The sequence below is a fragment of the Shimwellia blattae DSM 4481 = NBRC 105725 genome, assembly GCF_000262305.1.
Taxonomy (GTDB): domain Bacteria; phylum Pseudomonadota; class Gammaproteobacteria; order Enterobacterales; family Enterobacteriaceae; genus Shimwellia; species Shimwellia blattae.
Genome location: NC_017910.1, coordinates 1,577,033 through 1,596,517 on the forward strand (window position 1 = coordinate 1,577,033; position 19,485 = coordinate 1,596,517).

14 protein-coding genes and 2 tRNA genes are annotated in these 19,485 nt (G+C 56.9%); 2 read left to right on the forward strand and 14 right to left on the reverse strand.

The genetic code is table 11. From position 1 onward, the window contains the following. The first annotated feature begins 117 nt into the window (after window positions 1-117). Entirely contained in the window at window positions 118-1,032 is a 915-nt protein-coding gene (gene ldtA, locus EBL_RS07270) for a L,D-transpeptidase (protein ID WP_002440051.1), read from the forward strand. A gap of 42 nt (window positions 1,033-1,074) precedes the next feature. Here ldtA and EBL_RS07275 read toward each other — a convergent pair whose 3' ends face one another. From EBL_RS07275 to EBL_RS07340, 14 genes are all read right to left on the reverse strand, one after another. Next, the gene (locus EBL_RS07275; RefSeq protein WP_002440052.1) at window positions 1,075-2,601 is read right to left on the reverse strand and encodes an APC family permease; all 1,527 of its coding nucleotides are present in this window, start codon (window positions 2,599-2,601) and stop codon (window positions 1,075-1,077) included. 103 nt (window positions 2,602-2,704) lie between these two features. Then, the gene (locus tag EBL_RS07280) at window positions 2,705-3,745 is read right to left on the reverse strand and encodes a heme-dependent oxidative N-demethylase family protein (RefSeq protein ID WP_002440053.1); all 1,041 of its coding nucleotides are present in this window, start codon (window positions 3,743-3,745) and stop codon (window positions 2,705-2,707) included. A 14-nt stretch (window positions 3,746-3,759) separates the two neighbouring features. Then, window positions 3,760-4,728, reverse strand: coding sequence for a PDR/VanB family oxidoreductase (locus tag EBL_RS07285; RefSeq protein ID WP_002440054.1), 969 nt, complete (start codon window positions 4,726-4,728; stop codon window positions 3,760-3,762). Beyond that, the gene (locus EBL_RS07290) at window positions 4,725-5,324 is read right to left on the reverse strand and encodes a dimethylamine monooxygenase subunit DmmA family protein (RefSeq protein ID WP_002440055.1); all 600 of its coding nucleotides are present in this window, start codon (window positions 5,322-5,324) and stop codon (window positions 4,725-4,727) included. The genes EBL_RS07285 and EBL_RS07290 overlap by 4 nt, the downstream gene beginning before the upstream one ends. Window positions 5,325-5,560: 236 nt before the next feature. Continuing rightward, a complete protein-coding gene (locus EBL_RS07295; RefSeq protein WP_002440056.1) occupies window positions 5,561-7,021 on the reverse strand; it encodes a sigma-54 interaction domain-containing protein in 1,461 nt (486 codons plus the stop codon). Next, a complete protein-coding gene (locus EBL_RS07300; protein WP_002440058.1) occupies window positions 7,018-8,148 on the reverse strand; it encodes a PAS domain-containing protein in 1,131 nt (376 codons plus the stop codon). Before EBL_RS07300 ends, EBL_RS07295 begins: the two co-directional genes overlap by 4 nt. Before the next feature lie 312 nt (window positions 8,149-8,460). Continuing rightward, a complete protein-coding gene (gene shiA, locus EBL_RS07305; protein WP_002440060.1) occupies window positions 8,461-9,786 on the reverse strand; it encodes a shikimate transporter in 1,326 nt (441 codons plus the stop codon). Between the two features lie 36 nt (window positions 9,787-9,822). Further along, a complete protein-coding gene (locus EBL_RS07310) occupies window positions 9,823-11,037 on the reverse strand; it encodes an MFS transporter (protein WP_002440061.1) in 1,215 nt (404 codons plus the stop codon). A 204-nt stretch (window positions 11,038-11,241) separates the two neighbouring features. Beyond that, window positions 11,242-13,215, reverse strand: a complete 1,974-nt coding sequence (locus EBL_RS07315; protein ID WP_002440062.1) for a PhoX family protein — start codon at window positions 13,213-13,215, stop codon at window positions 11,242-11,244. 148 nt (window positions 13,216-13,363) lie between these two features. Then, window positions 13,364-13,675, reverse strand: coding sequence for a hypothetical protein (locus EBL_RS07320; protein ID WP_014715954.1), 312 nt, complete (start codon window positions 13,673-13,675; stop codon window positions 13,364-13,366). Between the two features lie 68 nt (window positions 13,676-13,743). Continuing rightward, window positions 13,744-15,153, reverse strand: coding sequence for a PAAR domain-containing protein (locus tag EBL_RS07325; protein WP_002440065.1), 1,410 nt, complete (start codon window positions 15,151-15,153; stop codon window positions 13,744-13,746). Window positions 15,154-15,701: 548 nt separating this feature from the next. Next, window positions 15,702-15,777 (reverse strand) — tRNA-Asn (locus tag EBL_RS07330). A 168-nt stretch (window positions 15,778-15,945) separates the two neighbouring features. Further along, window positions 15,946-17,394 (reverse strand): AMP nucleosidase, encoded by a 1,449-nt coding sequence (locus tag EBL_RS07335; RefSeq protein ID WP_002440068.1) that lies wholly within the window; start codon window positions 17,392-17,394, stop codon window positions 15,946-15,948. A 771-nt stretch (window positions 17,395-18,165) separates the two neighbouring features. Next, a tRNA-Asn gene (locus EBL_RS07340) sits at window positions 18,166-18,241 on the reverse strand. 287 nt (window positions 18,242-18,528) lie between these two features. Here EBL_RS07340 and nac point away from each other — a divergent pair. Next, window positions 18,529-19,446, forward strand: a complete 918-nt coding sequence (gene nac / locus EBL_RS07345) for a nitrogen assimilation transcriptional regulator NAC (protein ID WP_002440070.1) — start codon at window positions 18,529-18,531, stop codon at window positions 19,444-19,446. Window positions 19,447-19,485 lie beyond the last annotated feature (39 nt).

Consider the following 19,485-nt stretch of genomic DNA (forward strand, 5'->3'; position numbering starts at 1 on the left):
CCCTACAGGGCCTGCGCGGTGGTTATCTTTTCCTGCTACCGGGCGGGGGGGAGCGAAACGTTGCCCGGATTAAAACGCTATAATAAACACATCTTCAGTATGGCTAAGGAGGGGGAAATGCGCCGTATACCGATGTGTGCTCTGTTTATTGCTCTGCTGGCCTGGCAAAGCGCGCAGGCCGTGAGTTATCCGCTCCCTCCGTACGGCAGCCGTCTGGTGGGGCAAAACCAGACGGTTACCGTAGCGCCGGGCAACCGCCTGCCTCTGGAGGCGTTTGCCGCGCAGTACGGCCAGGGGCTGAGTAATATGCTGGAGGCGAACCCCGGGGTCGATGTCTGGTTACCGCGCCCGGGAACGCAAATGATCGTGCCGCAGCAGCTGATCCTGCCGGACACGGTGCGTGAAGGGATTGTGGTGAACGTGGCGGAAATGCGGCTCTATTACTATCCACCCGGGGGCAGCAGTGTGGAAGTGTTCCCGATAGGTATCGGCCAGGCCGGGCGCGAGACCCCGCGCAACTGGGTGACCTCGGTGCAGCGTAAGCAGGAGGGCCCCACCTGGACCCCCACCGCCAATACCCGGCGGGAATATGCCAAAGAGGGCAAAGTGCTGCCGGCTTTTGTTCCTGCCGGGCCGGATAACCCTATGGGGCAGTACGCTATCTATATTGGCCGGCTGTATGCCATTCACGGTACTAACGCGAACTTTGGTATCGGGCTGCGGGTCAGCCAGGGGTGCATTCGCCTGCGGGATGCGGACATTAAATACCTGTTCGACAATGTGGCGCCCGGCACCCGGGTACAGCTGATTGATCAGCCGGTGAAATACACCACCGAGCCGGACGGTAGCCGCTGGATAGAAGTGCACGAGCCGTTATCGCGCAACCGGGCAGAGTTTGACTCCGGGCGTAAAGTGCCGCTGCCTGTCACCGCAGAGATGCGCACGTTTATGGATGATCCGGCGGTCAGTTACAGTAAAGCCCAGGGGGCGCTGGAGCGCCGCTCCGGGATGCCGGTTAATCTGGGCCACTGACAGCAAACAGCCCGCCAGTGGCGGGCTGTCTGGTTCAGGGGGTTATTCGGCAAGCTCCATCGCCCCGGGTGTGCTTTGGGGGCGGGGGGCCGCCTGCTTCCAGGCATCCCCGTAAGGGGCGGTGCCTTTGTCATAGGGTTTGGCCAGCAGCATGTAGACAAAGCCCGCGCCCATCACCACGACGGTTGTCAGGATCATGGAGTAGTTAATATACCAGGCGGCGTCCGGTGTCCGCGGCCACACCATGTTGATTATCGCCCCGATACCGTAAACCAGCGCACCCAGGTTCACCAGCAGCCCCCAGCCACCAAGGGTGAACTGGCCGGTGGGGCGCCAGCCCCGCACCCGGGCAATGAGTGCTGCAATCACGATCAGCTGGAACGCGATATAGATCCCGATGGCCGCAAAACCCACAATGGTGGCGACCGCATCGGCCATAAACAGCCCCAGGCAGACAATCGCCGCCGGGATCACGCCACTGACCAGCAGCGCAATGGAGGGCACCTGGTTGGTGGAAAGGCGGCGCAGCAGCCCGCTGCCGACAATCATCTCATCCCGGGCGTAGGCAAACAGCAGGCGACTGGCCGCCGCCTGCAGGCTGAGCACGCAGGAGATAAACGACACCATCACCACCGCCATGACCAGTTTGGAGCCCACCGGCCCGAAGGCGTTCGCCAGAATGGTCGACACCGGATCGGTATCTTCCCCGGCCAGCACTTTCTGGATATCCGGCACCGAGAGGATCAGCGCCAGGCAGGCGAACATCGCCGCCGCGCCGCCGATATAAATCGTCATCCGCATCGCTTTAGGGATGCGACGCCCGGGGTTCGGGGTCTCTTCGGCCACATCGCCGCAGGCTTCAAAGCCGTAATACTGGAACAGCCCCGCCAGAGAAGCAGCAAGGAAGGCCGGGAGGTATGAGCCGTGACTGTTCAGCCCGAAGGTATCAAACAGCACGCTGAGCGGCTGGTGGCGCTCGAACATCAGCAAATAGCCGCCCACCAGAATGGCGCCAATCAGCTCACAGAGAAAGCCGAACATGGCAACCCGGGCCAGCAGTTTTGTGCCCACCAGATTCAGGCAGGTGGAGAGCAGGATCAGGACCAGGGCGATATAGATGCTGGCGTCAGAGCTGGCGGCAAACCCCAGCATGGCGGAGAGGTACGGGCCCGCCCCCACCGCGACACCGGCGATAGTGGCGCACAGCGCCCAGGCATATACCCAGCCCACCATCCACGCCCAGCGTTTACCCACCAGGCGGCGCGCCCAGGGGTAGACCCCGCCGGAGATCGGATACTGGGAGACTATCTCGCCAAAGACCAGACACACCAGCAGCTGGCCGCAGCCTATCAGCAAGTAGGACCAGAACATCGGCGGCCCACCGGCGGCCAGGCACAGGCCAAACAGGGTATATACCCCCACCACCGGCGAGAGATAGGTAAAACCGAGGGAGAAGTTCTCCCACAGGCTCATGGAGCGGTTGAAGTTGGAACTGTAGCCGAGGGCGCGCAGCTGTTCGGCATCCTGATCCACAGAACCGTGTGATTGCGATGCAGACGATCGACTCATATTGCCTTCCTTACCAGAATGACGTTCTTGTTGTGGCCCGGCGGTGCAGGTTCCGCCGGTGCAGTAAATAGTGCGTTGTTGTTATAACCGCGAGTAGTCAGTGTCAGACGGCGTTTTCGGTCTCCTCGTTGTAGTGCGGATCAAACTGGGATAACCACTCCACCGCCTGGTCCCGGTAGCGGGTAAAGCCTTTGTAGTCCACCAGTTGCTGATCGAGGGTTTTCAGCACCCGGTGCATACGTTTCGCCCAGGCCGGATTGGTGGCGATATCCTGAAGGCTGAGCATATAGGTGCGGATCGGGAAGACGATGGCGTTGCTGCGCGGCAGGCGGTGCAGCGGTTGCAGCTCAATACGCAGGTACACTTTTTCACCGGCGTTTTCCGCCGTGACGGTGGTGCGATCCGGTGCCCAGTCGGGCAGGCTCTCTGCGGAGACATCCAGCCGCGGGTTCACCGTCAGTGACCAGTTCAGGCGGCGCACCGGGTGGCCGTTGCGTAAACGCAGCAGAAACTTCAGCGCCCGGTCGAGCATGCCGCTTTCTTTGAGCAGCGGCACCGGGCCGTGGAACTCATGCCACGCCATACCGAGGTTAAAGCGCAGGGAGTAGTCGGCGCGCTGGGTGGCGATACCCGCCCCCCAGTAGAGGGTGCCGTCGCGCTCTTCCTGTAGTACCCAGTCCCCCTGGGCCTGGCGGGTGACGTACTCCATCGGCTCGTAGGGCAGGGTCGCCGGATCGCCAAAGGTGAAGGTATCGTCGATATTCAGCAGGTTATTGGTCCAGCGCCAGCGGGTGCCGTTGCGCTCCAGGGTGAAATACTGGGGATAATCGCTGGCGTAGGAGGTCATGATAAGCTCCAGCAGATCCCACTGGGCCTCCATCATATGGGGGGCGGAGACATAATGCATGCCCGGGTCTTTTTCGAGGGTGATAGCCCGGTCCCGGCATTCGCTGATGTAGTGCTCATCAATATCAAAGACCGCTTTCAGGGCACCATCGCCCACCGGAACATGGGGCTCCAGGTTCATGGTGTACATGTATTCGTCATCGGGGAACGGCCAGGGGGCCCGGGCAATACATTCCGGGCTGTTGGCAAAGGTGTAGTCATCACGGTAGGTTTCATCAGGGCGAAATGTAATGGTCATGGGAAGTTCTCCGTTCAGCAGTCAATGACGAGTCGGGTGCATTTGGCCCGGGAAACGCAGGGCATGATTTTGGTGTTACTGGCTTTGTCTTCGTCAGACAGCCAGTCGTCGGTGTGGATAAGCTCACCGTCCAGGTCCAGTACCCGGGTTTCGCACATGCCGCAGGCGCCGCCCCGGCACAGGTAGGGGATGTGGTGGCCTGCGGATTCTGCCGCTTCCAGCAGGCTCTGATCCGGGGAGACATTCACCGTTGCGCCGCTGCGGGCAAGGGTAACGCTAAAGGCCTCCCCGATGCTGCCCTGCTCCAGGAAGCGCTCGTAGTGGATATGGCTGTCGGTCCAGCCGTGATGGCGGGCGGCGTTGACCGTGTCCTGAATCATGCTTTCCGGGCCGCAGACGTAAACATCACTACCCAGTGGCCGGTCCGCCAGTACGGCGGAAATATCCAGCCGCTCGCCCTGGTCGCTGTGGTACAGGTGGATGGCGCTGCCGTATTCGGCCCGCAACTCTTCACCCAGCAGTGCGTGCTCTGTGCCGCGTACTGCAAGGTGCACCTCAAACGGCGTGCCGCGCAGGCGCAGCTCGGCCAGTTGTGAGCAGACCGGGGTGATCCCCACGCCACCGGCAATAAACAGATGCAGCCGGGCGTGCTTGCTCAGGGGGAACAGGTTCACCGGCCGCAGGACCTCCAGCTGGTCGCCTTCCTGTACGTTATCGTGCATTCGTACGGAGCCGCCCCGGCCCGTGTCGACCCGGCGCACCGCAATCTGGTAGCTGCTGGTGTTATAGGGGGAGCTCATCAGTGAGTACGCGTTACGGTAGTAGCCCGTGGCATGGGGGATCAGCACCACCAGGTTACTGCCGCCGGAGAAGGGCGGCAGGGGCTCGCTATCCAGCGGGGTGAGCGTAAAGCGCTTAATTTCCGGGGTGACATTCTCAATGCGGGAAACCCGCACGTTAAGGGTGCCGTTATGGGTATTCATGTGTCCAGCTCCTCTGCTTCCGGCAGTTCACCGGGGACTTCGGCATCAGCCTTGACGGCCTGGAACGCGGCAAGGCGTCGGGAGTAATGGTCACGGACGACCAGGGTCCGCTCACAGTGCGGGCAGTCAAATACCCGCTGGGTGACATTTTCGGTATAACCGCTACAGTGCACACACCACACCCGGCGCACAAAAGAGCCGCAGTGTTCGCGCAGCACTTCGTCTTTGTTGAGGTTGATGGCGTCTGCCGCCTGCATGGCGGTGCCGATAAAACTCTCAGAACCGGCCAGGTAGAGCCGGGTGCCCATGTATGACTCGGCCAGCAGGCTGTGCAGGGCGCTGACCAGGGCCTGGCTTGTGGGGTAGATTTCCGGGCTAATGCCATCAACGGCTTCTATTTCCCGCAGATAACTGTTCCCGGAGAAACTCTCCGGCGAATAAAGCACCCGGATGGTGTCGGTGTGCGGCATCTGCTCCAGTAAGCGCAATAGCGCTGCACCGCCGCTGCCCTGGCCGGCAATAATGTGGCATTTGCCACCGGCAAGGGGGTGCAGAACATCGTAAATGGGTCTGCTCTTGATACCCGTAATGAGCATGGCTGTATTCCTCCTGCGCTGCTGGCCTTCCCGGCTCAGCGTTATGTATTTTTCCACCTGTTATAAAGGTGACTTTATTGTTAAGCAAATGCTGTGCCAACCAATTAACTTATTGATAATAAGCAATTTACTATTTTTCATAACCGCAGGGTGATGGCGAAATTGCACCGGCTGTTGGCATTTTTGCAGCGCGGTAAATCAGGGGGGGAGGGCGCACTTCCGTGTGCCGGAGGGGGTTAACTGCGCTGAAGTTTGCGGATAAGCGTGCCGACATCGATATCAAGGTGGCGGGCGGCTTTACGCTTGCTGCCCTGCAGCTGCACCGCCTGCATGATGAGCTGGCGCTCAAACTGCTGCACGCGGGCTTTCAGATTACCGGCCAGGGTATCCGCCGCGCCATTAAGGCCGGGGGCGTTGTCCGGTGCGTGCGCGTCATGGCCGGTGGCGGGGAGCGCAGCGCACTGCCCCAGCACCTCCGGGGGGAGGTGTTGTTCCGTGGCTTCCTCGTCGGCCAGCACCGCGAGGCGCTCAAAAATATTGACCAGCTCGCGAATATTGCCGGGGTATGAATAGGCCAGTAAACGCTGGCGGCAGCACGGCGAAAGGCGCAGCGCAGGCAGGCGATCCTGGTTGATCCGCTCAAGCAGGATATCGATAAGGACCGGCAAGTCGTCCAGGTGCTGGCGCAGCGGGGGAATTTCAACCGGCAGCACCGCCAGGCGGTAGTAGAGATCGGCCCGGAACTCACCGGATTCCACCAGGCGGCGCAGATCTTTATTGGTGGCGGTGATCACCTGGACCTGTACCGTTTTGGCCAGCGGCGAGCCCACCGACTGGATCGTGCTGTCTTCAAGGAACTTCAGCAGCTTGGCCTGCACGTGAATGGGGATCTCCCCGATCTCGTCAAGAAACAAAGTCCCCCCGGCGGCGCTTTCAATATAGCCGCGCTTGCCCCCCTGCAGGGCGCCGGTAAACGCGCCGCGCTCGTAGCCAAACATTTCCGATTCGAACAGGCTTTCCGGAATACTGCCGCAGTTAACGTGAATAAACGGGCGATCGCCCCAGCCTGCCGCCCGGTGGATATGGCGGGCGATGACGGTTTTCCCCACCCCCGGCTCCCCCAGCAGCAGTAAGCGTGCCCGGCGGCGAAAGGCGCGCACGCCGGTATCCGCAATGCGCGAGAGCAGCGGGGAGAGGTGCAGGGCATTGTCCTGGGGATCGCCCAGCCCGCGCTCTGACGCCGGGGTAAAGTGCGGGGCACCGGAGGGGGCGCGGTTGTCCCGGTTATCCGTGTGGCGCAGCACCAGCAGGGTGTAGGGTTTTTCACTGGTGCCGGTGGGCACGGCCTGGGCACTGGTGATAAAGCTGCGCCCGTCCATGGCGCGGGCCATACCGCTGGTGGCCCCGCGCCGCATGGACAGCTGAACGTCGTCAAAATTCAGGGCCGAGCGCTGGAAAAACTCGGTATTGGCAAGGCCGGTGGCCTCCTGGCGCGACAGGCGGTTAATACGCTCGGCGGCGAGGTTCATAAAGCGGATGCGTGAATCCCCGTCACAGAGAATGATGGCCTCACTGAAGCTGTCGAATAAGGCGTGCAGCGCCGGTGTTTCCAGTAATGCCGAGAGCACGTCACTGCTGATACTGACCGCAGAGCGCATGCCGATTTTCATGGTGGGCAGAAAAGTATTGTCACTCATGGATGTAACTCGCGACTGGGTTGTTGCTCGCTCCCGGCGTTACGCAGTACGGCCACCTTCCAGGTTACGCCTTCCTGCATCACGATAGGGGAACAGTGAATATTATAGGGCCGGGGCTGGCCGCTGAGATCGGGCAGCAGCAGGCTGTGCCAGGCCCGCTCCGGCAGTGATTCGCTCAGCAACCGGCTGGCAATTCCGGCCCCCCGGGTGATGCCAAACTCGCGCTCAAAGGCGGCGTTGCGCCACTGGGGCTGGCGCTGCTCGTCGATAACCATGACCGCATCGGGGACGGCGTCAAACACCCGGCGCAGGGCGTCGATACGCTGCCGGGCATCGTGCTGGATGCGCAGCTCCTGGCTCACATCCCGGATGCTGCCCCACATGCGCAGCAGGCGGCCATTCTGGATGCTGGCGCGCACGTCGTTTTCCACATAGGCGGGTGAACCGTCGTGGCGGCGATCCACGGAGAGGGCGCCATCTACGCAGAAGTCGGTCTCGACCAGGCGGCGGACAAACTCCTCATTGGCCGGGCTGCGCGGCCAGTAGAGGTGCACCGGCTGCTGGTTAAACACCACATCCGCCGGCATTTCATAGACTTCTGCCATGGTGCGGTTGCACATTCGCCAGCAGGAGCGGTTTTCAAACACCTGGCGCACCACTTCATCGGTGGTGGCGGTGATATCCACCGGATCGAACCACTCAATACACCAGTAGGCTACCCTGGCGCTGTACAGCATCTGGCTCATCACGTCGTTGGCGTTTTGTAATTCGCGCAGCTGGTTACTGAGCGGGCCCAGGGGGATAAACGCCAGATGGATGCGCGGGGCATCGTTACGCCGCTCCAGCAGGCCGCAGGCCAGCACCGGGTAGAGGCTGCCGGTGTGCTGGATCAGGGTCAGCTCAAGGTGCGGGAGCTTTTCATCCGCCGGGGGGCAGGCGAACAGGTTGCGCAACTGGCGGATGGATTCGGCGGTAAACACGCGGGAAATACCGAAGCCGCGCATTTGCGGCGGCGCATAGCCCAGCTGATCGCTCAGGGCGGGGGAGACATTGAGCAGCAGCCCATTTTCACTGACAGTACAGCTGTGAATCAGCCCGCGATCGGCCAGGGTTTCAGGAATATGCATAATATGCCCGCGTTGTGATGGGTGAGAACGAAACGGCCTGCAATACGCCTCTCCTGTGCGCAACAGAGCCAAATCCGGATGCTGCATAATTGCAGCACAGGTCCGTAAATTAACAACGCCACCAAAAGCAGGGTTATTGGCCGGCTCCGGCTGCGTCATAGTAAATTGTGATGAATTCCGGTGATTTTTCGGCGAAAAAAGGCGATGGCGCAGGAAATTCCGCCAACGGCGGATATCAGTAACTGCAACGAAAGTCACATTACAGAATCGTATTATGTGGGGAATATTGCCGCCCGGCCGGGCGGCTTATCCTTACCGGGAGCCCGGTGTGGGGGTTTTCATCACCATGGCGGTCACGGCCGAGATTAGACAGCCACACAGCAGATAGACCGCCACCGAGTGCCAGGCGCCGCCGGAGAATGTCACCAGCGCGGCGGCGATAAACGGCGTGAAGCCACCGCCCACCACACTGGCGACCTGATACCCGACCCCGGCGCCGCTGTAGCGGTATCCCGCACCGAACAGCTCGGTAAACATGGGTTGCTGCACGCACACCACCATATCGTGGGCGATATTGGCCAGCAGCAAAGAGAAGATAACCACCCCGGCCACAGAGCGTGCTTCCAGCGCCATAAAGAACGGAAAGGCACTGGCCGCGCCCAGCAGGGCCCCGGTAATGTAGACCCGGCGGCGCCCGTAGCGGTCCGCCAGCCAGGCGAACAGCGGGATAGTCAGGCAACTTAGCCCGCCGACCAGGAGCCCGATATTCAGAAACAGCTCGCGCGGCAGGCCGAGGTTCTGGGTTGAGTAGTTCAGGGCGAAGGCGGTGACGATATACATCGTCAGCAGCTCGCACAGGCGCAGGGCGATAATTTTGCCAAAAGCACCCGGATGGCGGATAAGGGCTTCAAACACCGGCAGGCGCTTTTTCCCCTCGGTGGGCTGCTGCTTGCGGGCGTGTTCAAATTCGGCGGACTCTTCCATGCCGTTGCGGATCCACAGGGCACCCAGCACCAGCACGATGCTGAATAAAAACGGCAGTCGCCAGCCCCAGCTCAGGAACTGCGCGTTGGTGGTCAGGCTGCTTATCAGGGAGACCAGACCGGTTGAGAGCAGCAGGCCGACACCGTAACCCACCTGGACCCCGCTACTGTAAAAGGCTTTTTTACCGGCGGGGGCACTTTCGACCGCCAGCAGCGCCGCACCGCCCCATTCACCACCCACTGCAAACCCCTGAAGGGCACGCAGGGTGACCAGTAATGCCGGTGCCCACCAGCCGATGGTGCTAAAAGAGGGCAAAATGCCGATGCAGGCGGTCGCAAGCCCCATGATCCAGACGGTCATCATCAGCATGCGTTTACGGCCCAGCCGATCCCCAAAGTGGCCGAAAATAATGCCGCCGAGCGGGCGGAACAAAAAGCCCACCCCGAAGGTGGCAAACGCGGCCAGGGTGCCCATGGCCGGATCGACCCGGGGGAAGAATTCACTGTTAAACACCAGTGCTGCGGTAATGCCATACAGCAGAAAGTCATACCAGTCGACAACCGCACCGGCGAAGCTGCCCCAGGCGGCCCGGCGGGCGCGGTGATGTGGCGGTGACGGGTTGGCTGAGTCGGTGGTGGCGAGGCTGGAGTCCATAATTGTCCTGTTGTGTGCTGAGTTTAGCGTGATGTTTTACCGGGAGCCCGGGGGCGATGACGCTTTTTGTTGTTGAACCGGGGAGATCTTTATCACCAGCAGGGAAAGAAGACAAATAACCGCACCTGAATAGAAGGTGGATGGGGCGCCCCATGTCTCCCACAGCAGGCCCGCACCAAGGCTTGCAAACAGCAGGGCGATACCGCTTACCAGGTTAAACACCCCGAAGGCGGTGCCGCGCAGGGCGGGCGGGGCCGTGTGTGCCACCATGGCGGCCAGTAGCCCCTGGGTCATTCCCATATGGATCCCCCACAGACCCACCCCGGCCAGCAGGGTAAGCCAGTGGCCGCTGAGCGCCAGCACCAGATCGGCGGCAATCAGCACCACAAGGCCCCACTGCAACAGCTTGCGGTGGTCGACCCGGTCGGAGAGTTTCCCGAACGGGTAGGCACTCAGCCCGTAGACGATATTCATGGCGACCATTACCAGCGGAATGGCAAACAGCGGAATATGCATCTGCTGCGCGCGCAGCACGAGGAATGCCTCACTGAATCGGGCAAGGGTAAAAATGGCGCCCAGTGCCACTACCCACCAGTAGCGGGAGGAGAGCTGGCGCAGATTATCCCGGCGCAGCGGGTTGCTGCGTTTGTGAACGACCGGCGATACGGGCTCTTTCAGGCCAAATGCGAGCAGGGCGATGGCGATAACCGCAGGGATCACGGCCACCCAGAAAATGGACTGGAAATCGTTGTGCCACAGAAGCATCAGCGCCACGGCAAGCAGCGGTCCGAGAAACGCGCCGGTGGTATCCAGCGCCTGGCGCAGGCCGTATGCCGCGCCGCGAATCTCTGCCGGGGTGACATCGGCAACCAGTGCATCCCGCGGGGCTCCGCGGATCCCCTTGCCTATCCGGTCAATCATTCTGGCGCTAAAAATCATGGTGGCAGAGGGGGCCAGGGCAAACAGCGGTTTACTCAGGGCGCCAAGACCGTAGCCGAGCAGCGCCAGCCCTTTGCGCTTGCCGATATAGTCGCTTATCACACCGGAAAACACTTTCAGGATCAGGGCGGTGGCCTCCGCAACGCCTTCAATCAGGCCAATAATCAGCACGCTGGCGCCAAGTGTCGTGGCCATAAACAGAGGCAGCAGGCTGTGGATCATTTCCGATGATATATCCATCATCAGGCTGACGACGCCAAGCACCCAGACACCCTTTGGTATCTGTTTTAGGGTGGTAAAACGGGAAAACATAAGGCCATCCTTAACACGGTTGTTTGTCAACGGGGCTGCCGGGTGGTTTTTTATCCTTATCTGTCACTGGTTTTTCAACGGCGTGCGTATTTATGGCAAGGAGCGACGCCTGTTTAAATATAGCGATAGCGGGGGTAAGTGACGGGATATTACACCGGCCCGCTCAGGTTTCCGTAAACGGGCCGGTGAAGAGGAGGCCGGGCATCAGCTACCGATGATGCCGCCATCGGATTTGGTGATAACCACCGTTGAAGAGCGCGGTCGTCCATCTGGCCTGGCGTCCGGCCAGTTGGAGACCGCACGAGGATTATCCGGATCGGTAATACTGTCGGCGCTTTCACCCGGGTGCTGGATATTGATAAACAGGGTGCGGTTATCCGGTGTAAAGGCGATACCGGTAATTTCACAGCCGCAGGGCCCGGTCAGAAAACGGCGATATTCATTGCTGCCGGGAATGGTCGCGAGCATCTGGTTGTTTCCCATGCCTTCATACGCTTTTTTGTTTATGGTGCTGGAGGAGACGTCGGTCTGGATCCACAGTACGCCCCGGTTATCGAAAGAGAGCCCGTCCGGGCTGCCGAATGCGGCCCCCTGCATGGAGCCTTTCACGCCGGGATCGTCACTGTCTGTACGCCCGGCCAGCACCAGAATGTCCCATGTAAAGTGTTCTGCGGCGGGATCGGCCTGCGCTTCGCGCCAGTGCATGATGTGGCCGAACTGGTTGTGGGCCCGTGGGTTGGCGGCGTCTGCCGGGGCCCGGCCTTCTTTGCCGCGATCGGTGTTGTTAGTCAGGGTGCAATAAATACTGCCCGGCTTATGGGGATCTACTGCTATCCACTCAGGACGATCCATTTTGGTTGCGCCAGCTGCATCGGCGGCAAGGCGCGTTTTAATCAGTAAATCCCCCTGACTTTCGAATCCTTTGCTTTCATCAAGGCCATTTTCGGCGTAGATAAGCGGCAGCCAGTCGCCGGAGCCGTCTTCGTTGAACCTGGCCACATAGAGTGTCCCTGACTCCAGCAACTGCATATTTGCCTGGCGATCGTCGGGGAGATATTTTTTATCAGAAATGAATTTATAGATGTATTCAAATTTCTGATCGTCACCCATATAGACCACCACGCGATTATCCGCTGCCAGTGTCACGGCGGCGCCTTCATGTTTGAAGCGGCCTAATGCGGTGTGTTTACGCGGTGTGGAGGTCGGATTGTACGGATCTATCTCCACCACCCACCCGAACCGGTTCGGTTCATTGGGGGTTTTATCAACGTTAAAGCGCGGGTCTACCTCGCTCCAGCGGTAAGATTTATCGCTCTCACTGATGCCGTAACGCTTTTCCAGCGCATTGCGCGGTGCTTTTTTAACAAAAATATCGGACCAGTTTTCCTCACAGGTCAGGTATGTTCCCCAGGGGGTATAGCCGTTAGCACAGTTTTGCATGGTGCCTGACACCCTTTCTCCTTGCGGATCGGCGGCGGTTTTCATTAATGGCTGATGACGTGCCGGACCACTCAGTTCCATTGGGGTGTTAGCGGTAATACGGCGGGCAAATGCGGACGGGCGCACCACGTGCCAGCCATCGGTGCTTTTTTTCACCTCAATAACGGAGACGCCCATCGCATTCTGCCCTTTACGGGCTTTATCAAGATCCCAGCTGGCCGTGCCGTCTTTAAACAGCATACCGTTATCAATGTACTCATGGTTTAGTGCCAGAAGGCCATGGGTCGGGTTATCAGCACCTTGCGGCAGGCTAAACCAGGCCATCCCGTCATGATGCATACCGGCCTGTACGGCCTGCTCGTCGGTCGTGTTGCTGGCGTCGAATTTAAATTCAGGCAGATTATCGCGAATGCCCACGGCATCGCCCCAGCGGTAAAGGGGGCGGGCGATATAACCCCGGGGCACGGTTACGGTGTCTGCGGCAGAGACGGGAATGCTGGTGAAGCCCAGCGCCACGGCTTGCGCCACTGGTGATGGCTTAGCCACTGCTGCGTGGGCATTTTCCGGCCGGATTAAAAAAGGAAACGCTGCGCCAGCCCCCGCTATCATTCCCATTTGTAAAAAGTGGCGCCGGGACAAAACGGCATCTACCACGTCAGAAAACACGGGGTTGGTGCTGTGGTTGCTTATCTCATCGCGGTGCTCTTTTTTAAACACCGGTTTATGTGGTCTGCTCATCGTCTTTCCCTGTTATTTCCATCGAGTTGAGTGGCAATGGAGAGCAGTGTAAGAAGTATTTGTTACAGATTTATAACGCAGGAAATTATCTGATCACCGCAGAGATGGGGAAGAGCATGCCGCGACTAATATACTTTATAAACTATGTTTAAATGGGCAGGACAGATGTTATAATAGTCAGGAAAAATAAAACGATCATTACTAAAAACAAAGTGAACTTAACTTTTAGCCATAATACCATTTCGTTGGGTAACTCTTTGATGAAATCATAATGTTCAGAGTCCATATTTCTGACGGGAAAGCTCCCCTTTTTAAATACGAATGGGAAGATGAAATAAAAATCCTTCTGAAAGGTTAAGAATATCCCACCGGCTTGTGCAAGAATGATTTCTGCTGGTACATAACCGAATTGTTCTTTAAAAGCATCGCATAATAAAAGATGTTGTTTGTTTTTTAGCACAGAATATCCTATTGCGATAAACCCGAAGAATATACACAATAACGTTAAGATCGCAGACAGGATGCCCACTATTCACCTACCGTTTTATAAATGAGTTCGCCGAGACTTTCACCTTGATCTGACAGAAATTCACCGCCTAAATAACCTCCACTAGTACCAAGAATTACACCACAAGCTAGTGCACCTGCTCCTGCTGCTTCTATTGTCAAAGCACCTAATACTACAGTGCATATACCTGTGCCTATCGCACCACCTCCGATGCTTCCAATGATGCTACCAGAAAAACTACCAACCTCGGTATATTTCTTTTTGGTGCATTCACCTTCACGACCAACAGAACAAGCCTCGTTTATTTCATTGATTGAATTCAATGCATTAAAACCGATTCCTACATAGCCAACATATCGCATAGCCTTAATATACTTAGCTGCCCGCTCTAAGTGGGTCGCATAACCATCGATATCGCTAATGCCCGTTTCATTCCATTTATGCGTTATCGATTTAGTTGACAGACCAAGTGCACTTTTTAGACTGTTATATTCACCGAGTGCCATGCCTTTATTAAGGAAGCCAACTTTAAGTACACGATCAAGTTCCCTGAATAGTTGAGTACGTCTTACATAGAACTGCTCACCAATCAAAGCTCCTCTTGTCATGTAAGTATTTTTGTACGTTTCCTGAATTTCTTTCAGGATCCTCTCTATATTCTCAAAATATTTTCCGACAGGTTCAGCAGCAAGACCAATTCCTTTATCAGCGATATTGCTGAAGTTGGCTATTGTTGCATAGTGATTGTGTAAAAAATTAGCTTCTTTATGTGTAAGCGGTTCTAATGCTGTATCAATACGTTGTTTAGCAGCCTTCATATGCTCGATCTGATCGCTGTCCTGTTTTTCAGGATCAACAACCAGCAGAATAGAACCAGCTTTGTATTCCTTATCAGCACCGTTAAGAGCACGATAAAGTTCGCGTGTTCCTGCTGGTGGCTCGCTTTCAAACAACCACGGCTCATAGGCTCTCGTTTCAGCCCCATAGGGAAGAACGCAAAATCCGGCATCCACAGGTTCACGTTTTGCTTCTACCTTCTTTTTAGCAGCCTGAGCATGTTGTTCAGGCTCTGCAGCTTTTGCAGGTTCAGGAGAAGGGGCAGCAGCGACCAACGGAGCCGCAACAGGAGCAGCTTTGACTGGTTTGGCATCTTCGAGCCAATAAGAGGCGTTTGGGAGTGAAGGAATAAATCTTGCGTTGCAGGGACATGTACTACGGCTATTCAAAGTACCTGCGGCTGCTACACCACGAATCATATAATTGGGTATCCCACCCGCAATATGATAAATTTTGCCGTCTTTACCACACGATACAGAATCACCATTTCTTGCCGTTGCAATCCCTCCAAAACTGTGATGTGGGGACCCTGAAAGAATGCTGCCGCCGCAAGTTGTCTTGTCGCCAATGCGAAGAAAATAACCCGTTGCCATATGTCTGATCCTTAATGAAGTTTATTTGCCGGTTTAGCCCCACCAACAGCCAGCGAAGACACGATCCACTTTTGTTTTTCGATTGAATAAGTACTTACTCCTCATATCAGTAATCATTCATCCCCTCAAAAAGGGTCGCATCAAATTTAAGTACTGCTTTATTCGAAACAAGATCAAAATCATCACTAATTGTGAATGATTCAGGAAACTGTACACTGCGGTAATGCTCTGAACATAAAACAAGATTTCTGAAATCATCAATTGAAAAGCCAAATACCAGCATGATGCAGTACTCTGGTTTTCGGGTTCTCTTTTGCTTTCAATCCTGCGGCGAATAGCCAGTTCGTTAACGTTGATGGGATATGAAGATGAAAAAATCTTACTTATGACAGGCGCTGCGTTGGTTTTGTCGGATTACCAACATTTTTACCAGCAAACGGGTACGGCTTCGAGTGGTTTTTAGTGAACGAGGTGAACTTAAAGAAGGGGATAACCAACTGATAAAAATGCAGAAAGCAGACGTCAGTGAACGTCTGCTTCCCTTAATTTGGCTCCTCTGACTGGACTCGAACCAGTGACATACGGATTAACAGTCCGCCGTTCTACCGACTGAACTACAGAGGAATCGTGTGAACGGGGCGAATATTAGCGGCGGGGTGCGGGCTTGTCAAAGCCTGATTGCAAATTCCGGCGCGTTTGACGATAAATTCCTCATCTGGCTGTAAAAACAGCCATTAAGTGGCGATTTCAGCCCCCGAACGGTGCCTGAACTGTTACCGGGGGCTGAAAAAATCAGCGGAAGGGGGGCTCGTTAAAGGTGCGTAGTTTGCGTGAGTGCAGGCGCTCTCCTTCGGCGCGCAGCAGATCGATGGCCCGGATACCTATCTGCAAATGCTCAGAAATCGCCCCTTCATAGAAACGATTGGCCTGACCGGGCAGTTTTATTTCGCCGTGCAGCGGCTTATCAGAGACGCACAGCAGCGTGCCGTAAGGCACCCGGAAGCGATATCCCTGGGCGGCAATGGTGGCGCTTTCCATATCAATCGCGACTGCCCGGCTCAGGTTAAAACGCAGGGCAGAGGCCGAATAGCGCAGCTCCCAGTTCCGGTCATCGGTGGTGACCACAGTGCCGGTACGCAGCCGCTGTTTTACCTCCTCCCCGGGCATACCGCTGACCAGTTTTGTGGCGTCGTACAGCGCGCGCTGCACTTCGGCAATGCTCGGGATCGGAATATCCGGCGGCAGCACCGCATCCAGCACGTGATCATCGCGCAGATAGGCGTGCGCCAGCACATAGTCGCCGATATCCTGGCTTTCACGCAGCCCGCCGCAGTGGCCTATCATCAGCCAGACATCCGGGCGCAGTACCGCCAGATGGTCACAAATGGTTTTCGCATTCGACGGGCCCACGCCAATATTAATCAGCGTGATGCCCTGGCCATCTTCCGTAATCAGGTGCCAGGCGGGCATCTGGTGTTTCTTCCAGGCCAGATCGTTAATGGTGCGCTCCGGCGCTTCGGTATCTGCGGTGATCCAGTGGCCACCGGCGCAGGACAGCGCAATATACGGGCTGTCGGGATCGAGGATCTGGCTGCACCCCCAGCTGACAAACTCATCCACGTAGCGGGTGTAGTTGGTAAACAGCACAAAGGGCTGAAAATGCTCCGCCGGGGTGCCGCTGTAGTGTTTCAGGCGGGCGAGGGAGAAATCCACCCGCCGGGCATCAAAGTGGGAAAGCGGGTAGCTTTCTGTCGGGTGGAACAGGCCGTCTGCGGTTTCATCACCAATTTGTGAGAGTTCCGTTGTCGGGAAATGGCGCGTCAGCCCGGCGCTCATGGAACGATCAAGCGATAAGCTGGAGCCGTCAATCACATAAGGGTAGGGAATTTCGTGCTCTGAGGGTTCAACCTCAATACGGGCACCATAGTCATTCACCAGCAGGGTGAGCTGCTCAAGCAAATAGGCCCGGAACAGGGCAGGGTTGGTGATGGTGGTGGTATAGCACCCCGGGTGGGTAAAGCGGCCAAAGGCCCGGGTCTTTTTGTGGCGCACCGCATTGCCATCCCAGCTGACTTTAAGGCGCGGGTAAACGAACAACCCACCGGCCCGGGCCTGGTCGTCTGGCAGGGTTCCCTCTTTGATAAATTTGGCGATTGCCTCACGCAATGCCGTAACCGATGCGGTGTACAGGGCGTCAAGTCGGTCCAGTGCCTGGACCGGTGTCAGCGCAGTAGGGCTCATGTTCTCTCCTTTGATAACGCGTAAAGCAGGAACGCGTGTTAACAAAGTGTATGCCATTGGCCGTGGGGGGCGAAGCAGAAATTAGCGTGACCGGCAGAGCGCGGTAGTCATGGGGGCGTGCGAAAATGGCGCAGGTTAAAAAAAAGCCCCGACAGGAATTATTGCCGGGGCTTCAGACTACTTTATATTCAGGGTTAAACATCAATTAACTTTACAACTCAAACACGTTTATCAGTACTGCGGTTAGCACTGCTACTAATGTACCGTATTACGCTGAAAGCGGCGCAGATACGGACATCCCCCTCGCGATATATACTCTTTGATGCGTGGCTTTATGTGTGTCGCCCGGTAACTGCCGCCGACACGGTGATACTGTAGAGCAAAGCCTTACATCATCGCGTTCTGGTCCACACCCTGCGATTGTCGTGACTGACTACATGGCCTGAAAGCATCACTGAAGAAAGCGTACCATCCACCTGCTTCAGTATCCCATACAACATACTTCGTGGCCTTTATCGCATTAGCACAATGTCATTCGGACATTTACGTTAACCATTAAGGCTTACAGCCCGTGTGGTTAACGACCAACATACAGGGTTAGTACAGCATGTCAATACTGTTATTGCATCCATGTGTTTGAGGTGTCTGACGGGGGCCAGGGCATGGGCCTGGTGGCGGGGGATTCGGGCGGCCAGCTTCGTATATTTCTGGGTTACCGGACGCACGAAATGCAAAAACCCGCTTAAGTTTCCTTAAGCGGGTTCTTAAATATGGCTCCTCTGACTGGACTCGAACCAGTGACATACGGATTAACAGTCCGCCGTTCTACCGACTGAACTACAGAGGAATCGTGTGAACGGGGCGAATATTAGCGGGGTGCTCTTATCTTGTCAAAGGTGAAATTCGCTAAGTTGTACTGTTTGCTGACAATTTCAGCAGTGCGCGGTAAAAAAATGCAAAGCGGTGAATTTTTGCACTCCAATGGTGCGTCCGTGCCCCTTTTCCAGGGCAGGCGCGCCTGTAAAACGGTGCGCTGTGCTGATTAACCGCCCGCCAGGGCAGGGGGCGCCATTCTGGCAAGCATTTTGCATTTATTACCAGGACCCCGTATCCGCTACCCGTTCTGGAGGCAATATGAACTTAAGACGACTCAAGTATTTCGTGAAAATCGTGGATATCGGTAGCCTGACCCAGGCCGCAGAGGTATTGCATATTGCACAGCCCGCGCTCAGCCAGCAGGTGGCCACCCTGGAAGGTGAAATGGATCAGCAATTACTGATTCGCACTAAGCGTGGGGTTACGCCTACCGAAGCCGGAAAAATTCTCTACGCCCATGCGCAGGCGATTCTGCGCCAGTGCGAACAGGCACAGCTGGCGGTCAGTAATGTGGGGAATATCCTGAGCGGCCAGGTGTCTATTGGCCTGGCGCCGGGAACGGCCGCCTCCTCGGTGATGACGCCGCTGCTGCAGGCGGTGCGCAATAACCTGCCGGAGGTACAGATTTTCCTGCATGAAAACGGCGGTGGCCAGCTTAACGATAAACTGCTCTGCGGGCAGCTGGATATGGCCGTATTGTATGAACGGGCCCCGCAGGCCGGGATCCTCAGTAAGCCGCTTCTTAAAGAGGATCTGTATCTGGTGGGGAGTGGTGAGAGCCCCGGTAAGAGTGTGGATTTGTCCGCCGTTGCGCAGATGCGGCTGTTTCTGCCGCGTGATTACAGCGCCGTGCGTAAGCGGGTGGATGAGGCGTTTTCGCTGCGCCGTCTGACGGCGAAAGTCGTTGGTGAGATCGAGTCGCTCTCCACTATGGCGGCAGTCATTGCCAGCGGTACCGGGGTGACACTGCTGCCGGAGTCTGCCGCCAGATCCCTGACGGCCAGTACCGGGAGCTGGATGGCCCGCGTTACCACACCATCGCTGACGCTGCCTTTGTCGCTGAATTTATCCGCGCGCATACCGCTGACACCACAAGCCCAGGCGGTAAAAGATATTCTTATGGCGCTGGTGACCCACCCGATGATGGAGAGCCGCGAGCTGCAACTGGTGGGCTGATTGCGTTATTCTTGCTGGTTATAAGTTGCTGGTTTTTAT

Bases quoted from the DNA above. Each gene is read 5' to 3' on its own strand.
- nac (WP_002440070.1), top strand. From the start codon at position 18,529: ATGAACTTAAGACGACTCAAGTATTTCGTGAAAATCGTGGATATCGGT.
- EBL_RS07295 (WP_002440056.1), bottom strand. From the start codon at position 7,021: ATGAGTGACAATACTTTTCTGCCCACCATGAAAATCGGCATGCGCTCT.
- EBL_RS07285 (WP_002440054.1), bottom strand. From the start codon at position 4,728: ATGAATACCCATAACGGCACCCTTAACGTGCGGGTTTCCCGCATTGAG.
- EBL_RS07290 (WP_002440055.1), bottom strand. From the start codon at position 5,324: ATGCTCATTACGGGTATCAAGAGCAGACCCATTTACGATGTTCTGCAC.
- EBL_RS07325 (WP_002440065.1), bottom strand. From the start codon at position 15,153: ATGGCAACGGGTTATTTTCTTCGCATTGGCGACAAGACAACTTGCGGC.
- EBL_RS07300 (WP_002440058.1), bottom strand. From the start codon at position 8,148: ATGCATATTCCTGAAACCCTGGCCGATCGCGGGCTGATTCACAGCTGT.
- EBL_RS07315 (WP_002440062.1), bottom strand. From the start codon at position 13,215: ATGAGCAGACCACATAAACCGGTGTTTAAAAAAGAGCACCGCGATGAG.
- shiA (WP_002440060.1), bottom strand. From the start codon at position 9,786: ATGGACTCCAGCCTCGCCACCACCGACTCAGCCAACCCGTCACCGCCA.
- EBL_RS07280 (WP_002440053.1), bottom strand. From the start codon at position 3,745: ATGACCATTACATTTCGCCCTGATGAAACCTACCGTGATGACTACACC.
- EBL_RS07310 (WP_002440061.1), bottom strand. From the start codon at position 11,037: ATGTTTTCCCGTTTTACCACCCTAAAACAGATACCAAAGGGTGTCTGG.
- ldtA (WP_002440051.1), top strand. From the start codon at position 118: ATGCGCCGTATACCGATGTGTGCTCTGTTTATTGCTCTGCTGGCCTGG.
- EBL_RS07335 (WP_002440068.1), bottom strand. From the start codon at position 17,394: ATGAGCCCTACTGCGCTGACACCGGTCCAGGCACTGGACCGACTTGAC.
- EBL_RS07275 (WP_002440052.1), bottom strand. From the start codon at position 2,601: ATGAGTCGATCGTCTGCATCGCAATCACACGGTTCTGTGGATCAGGAT.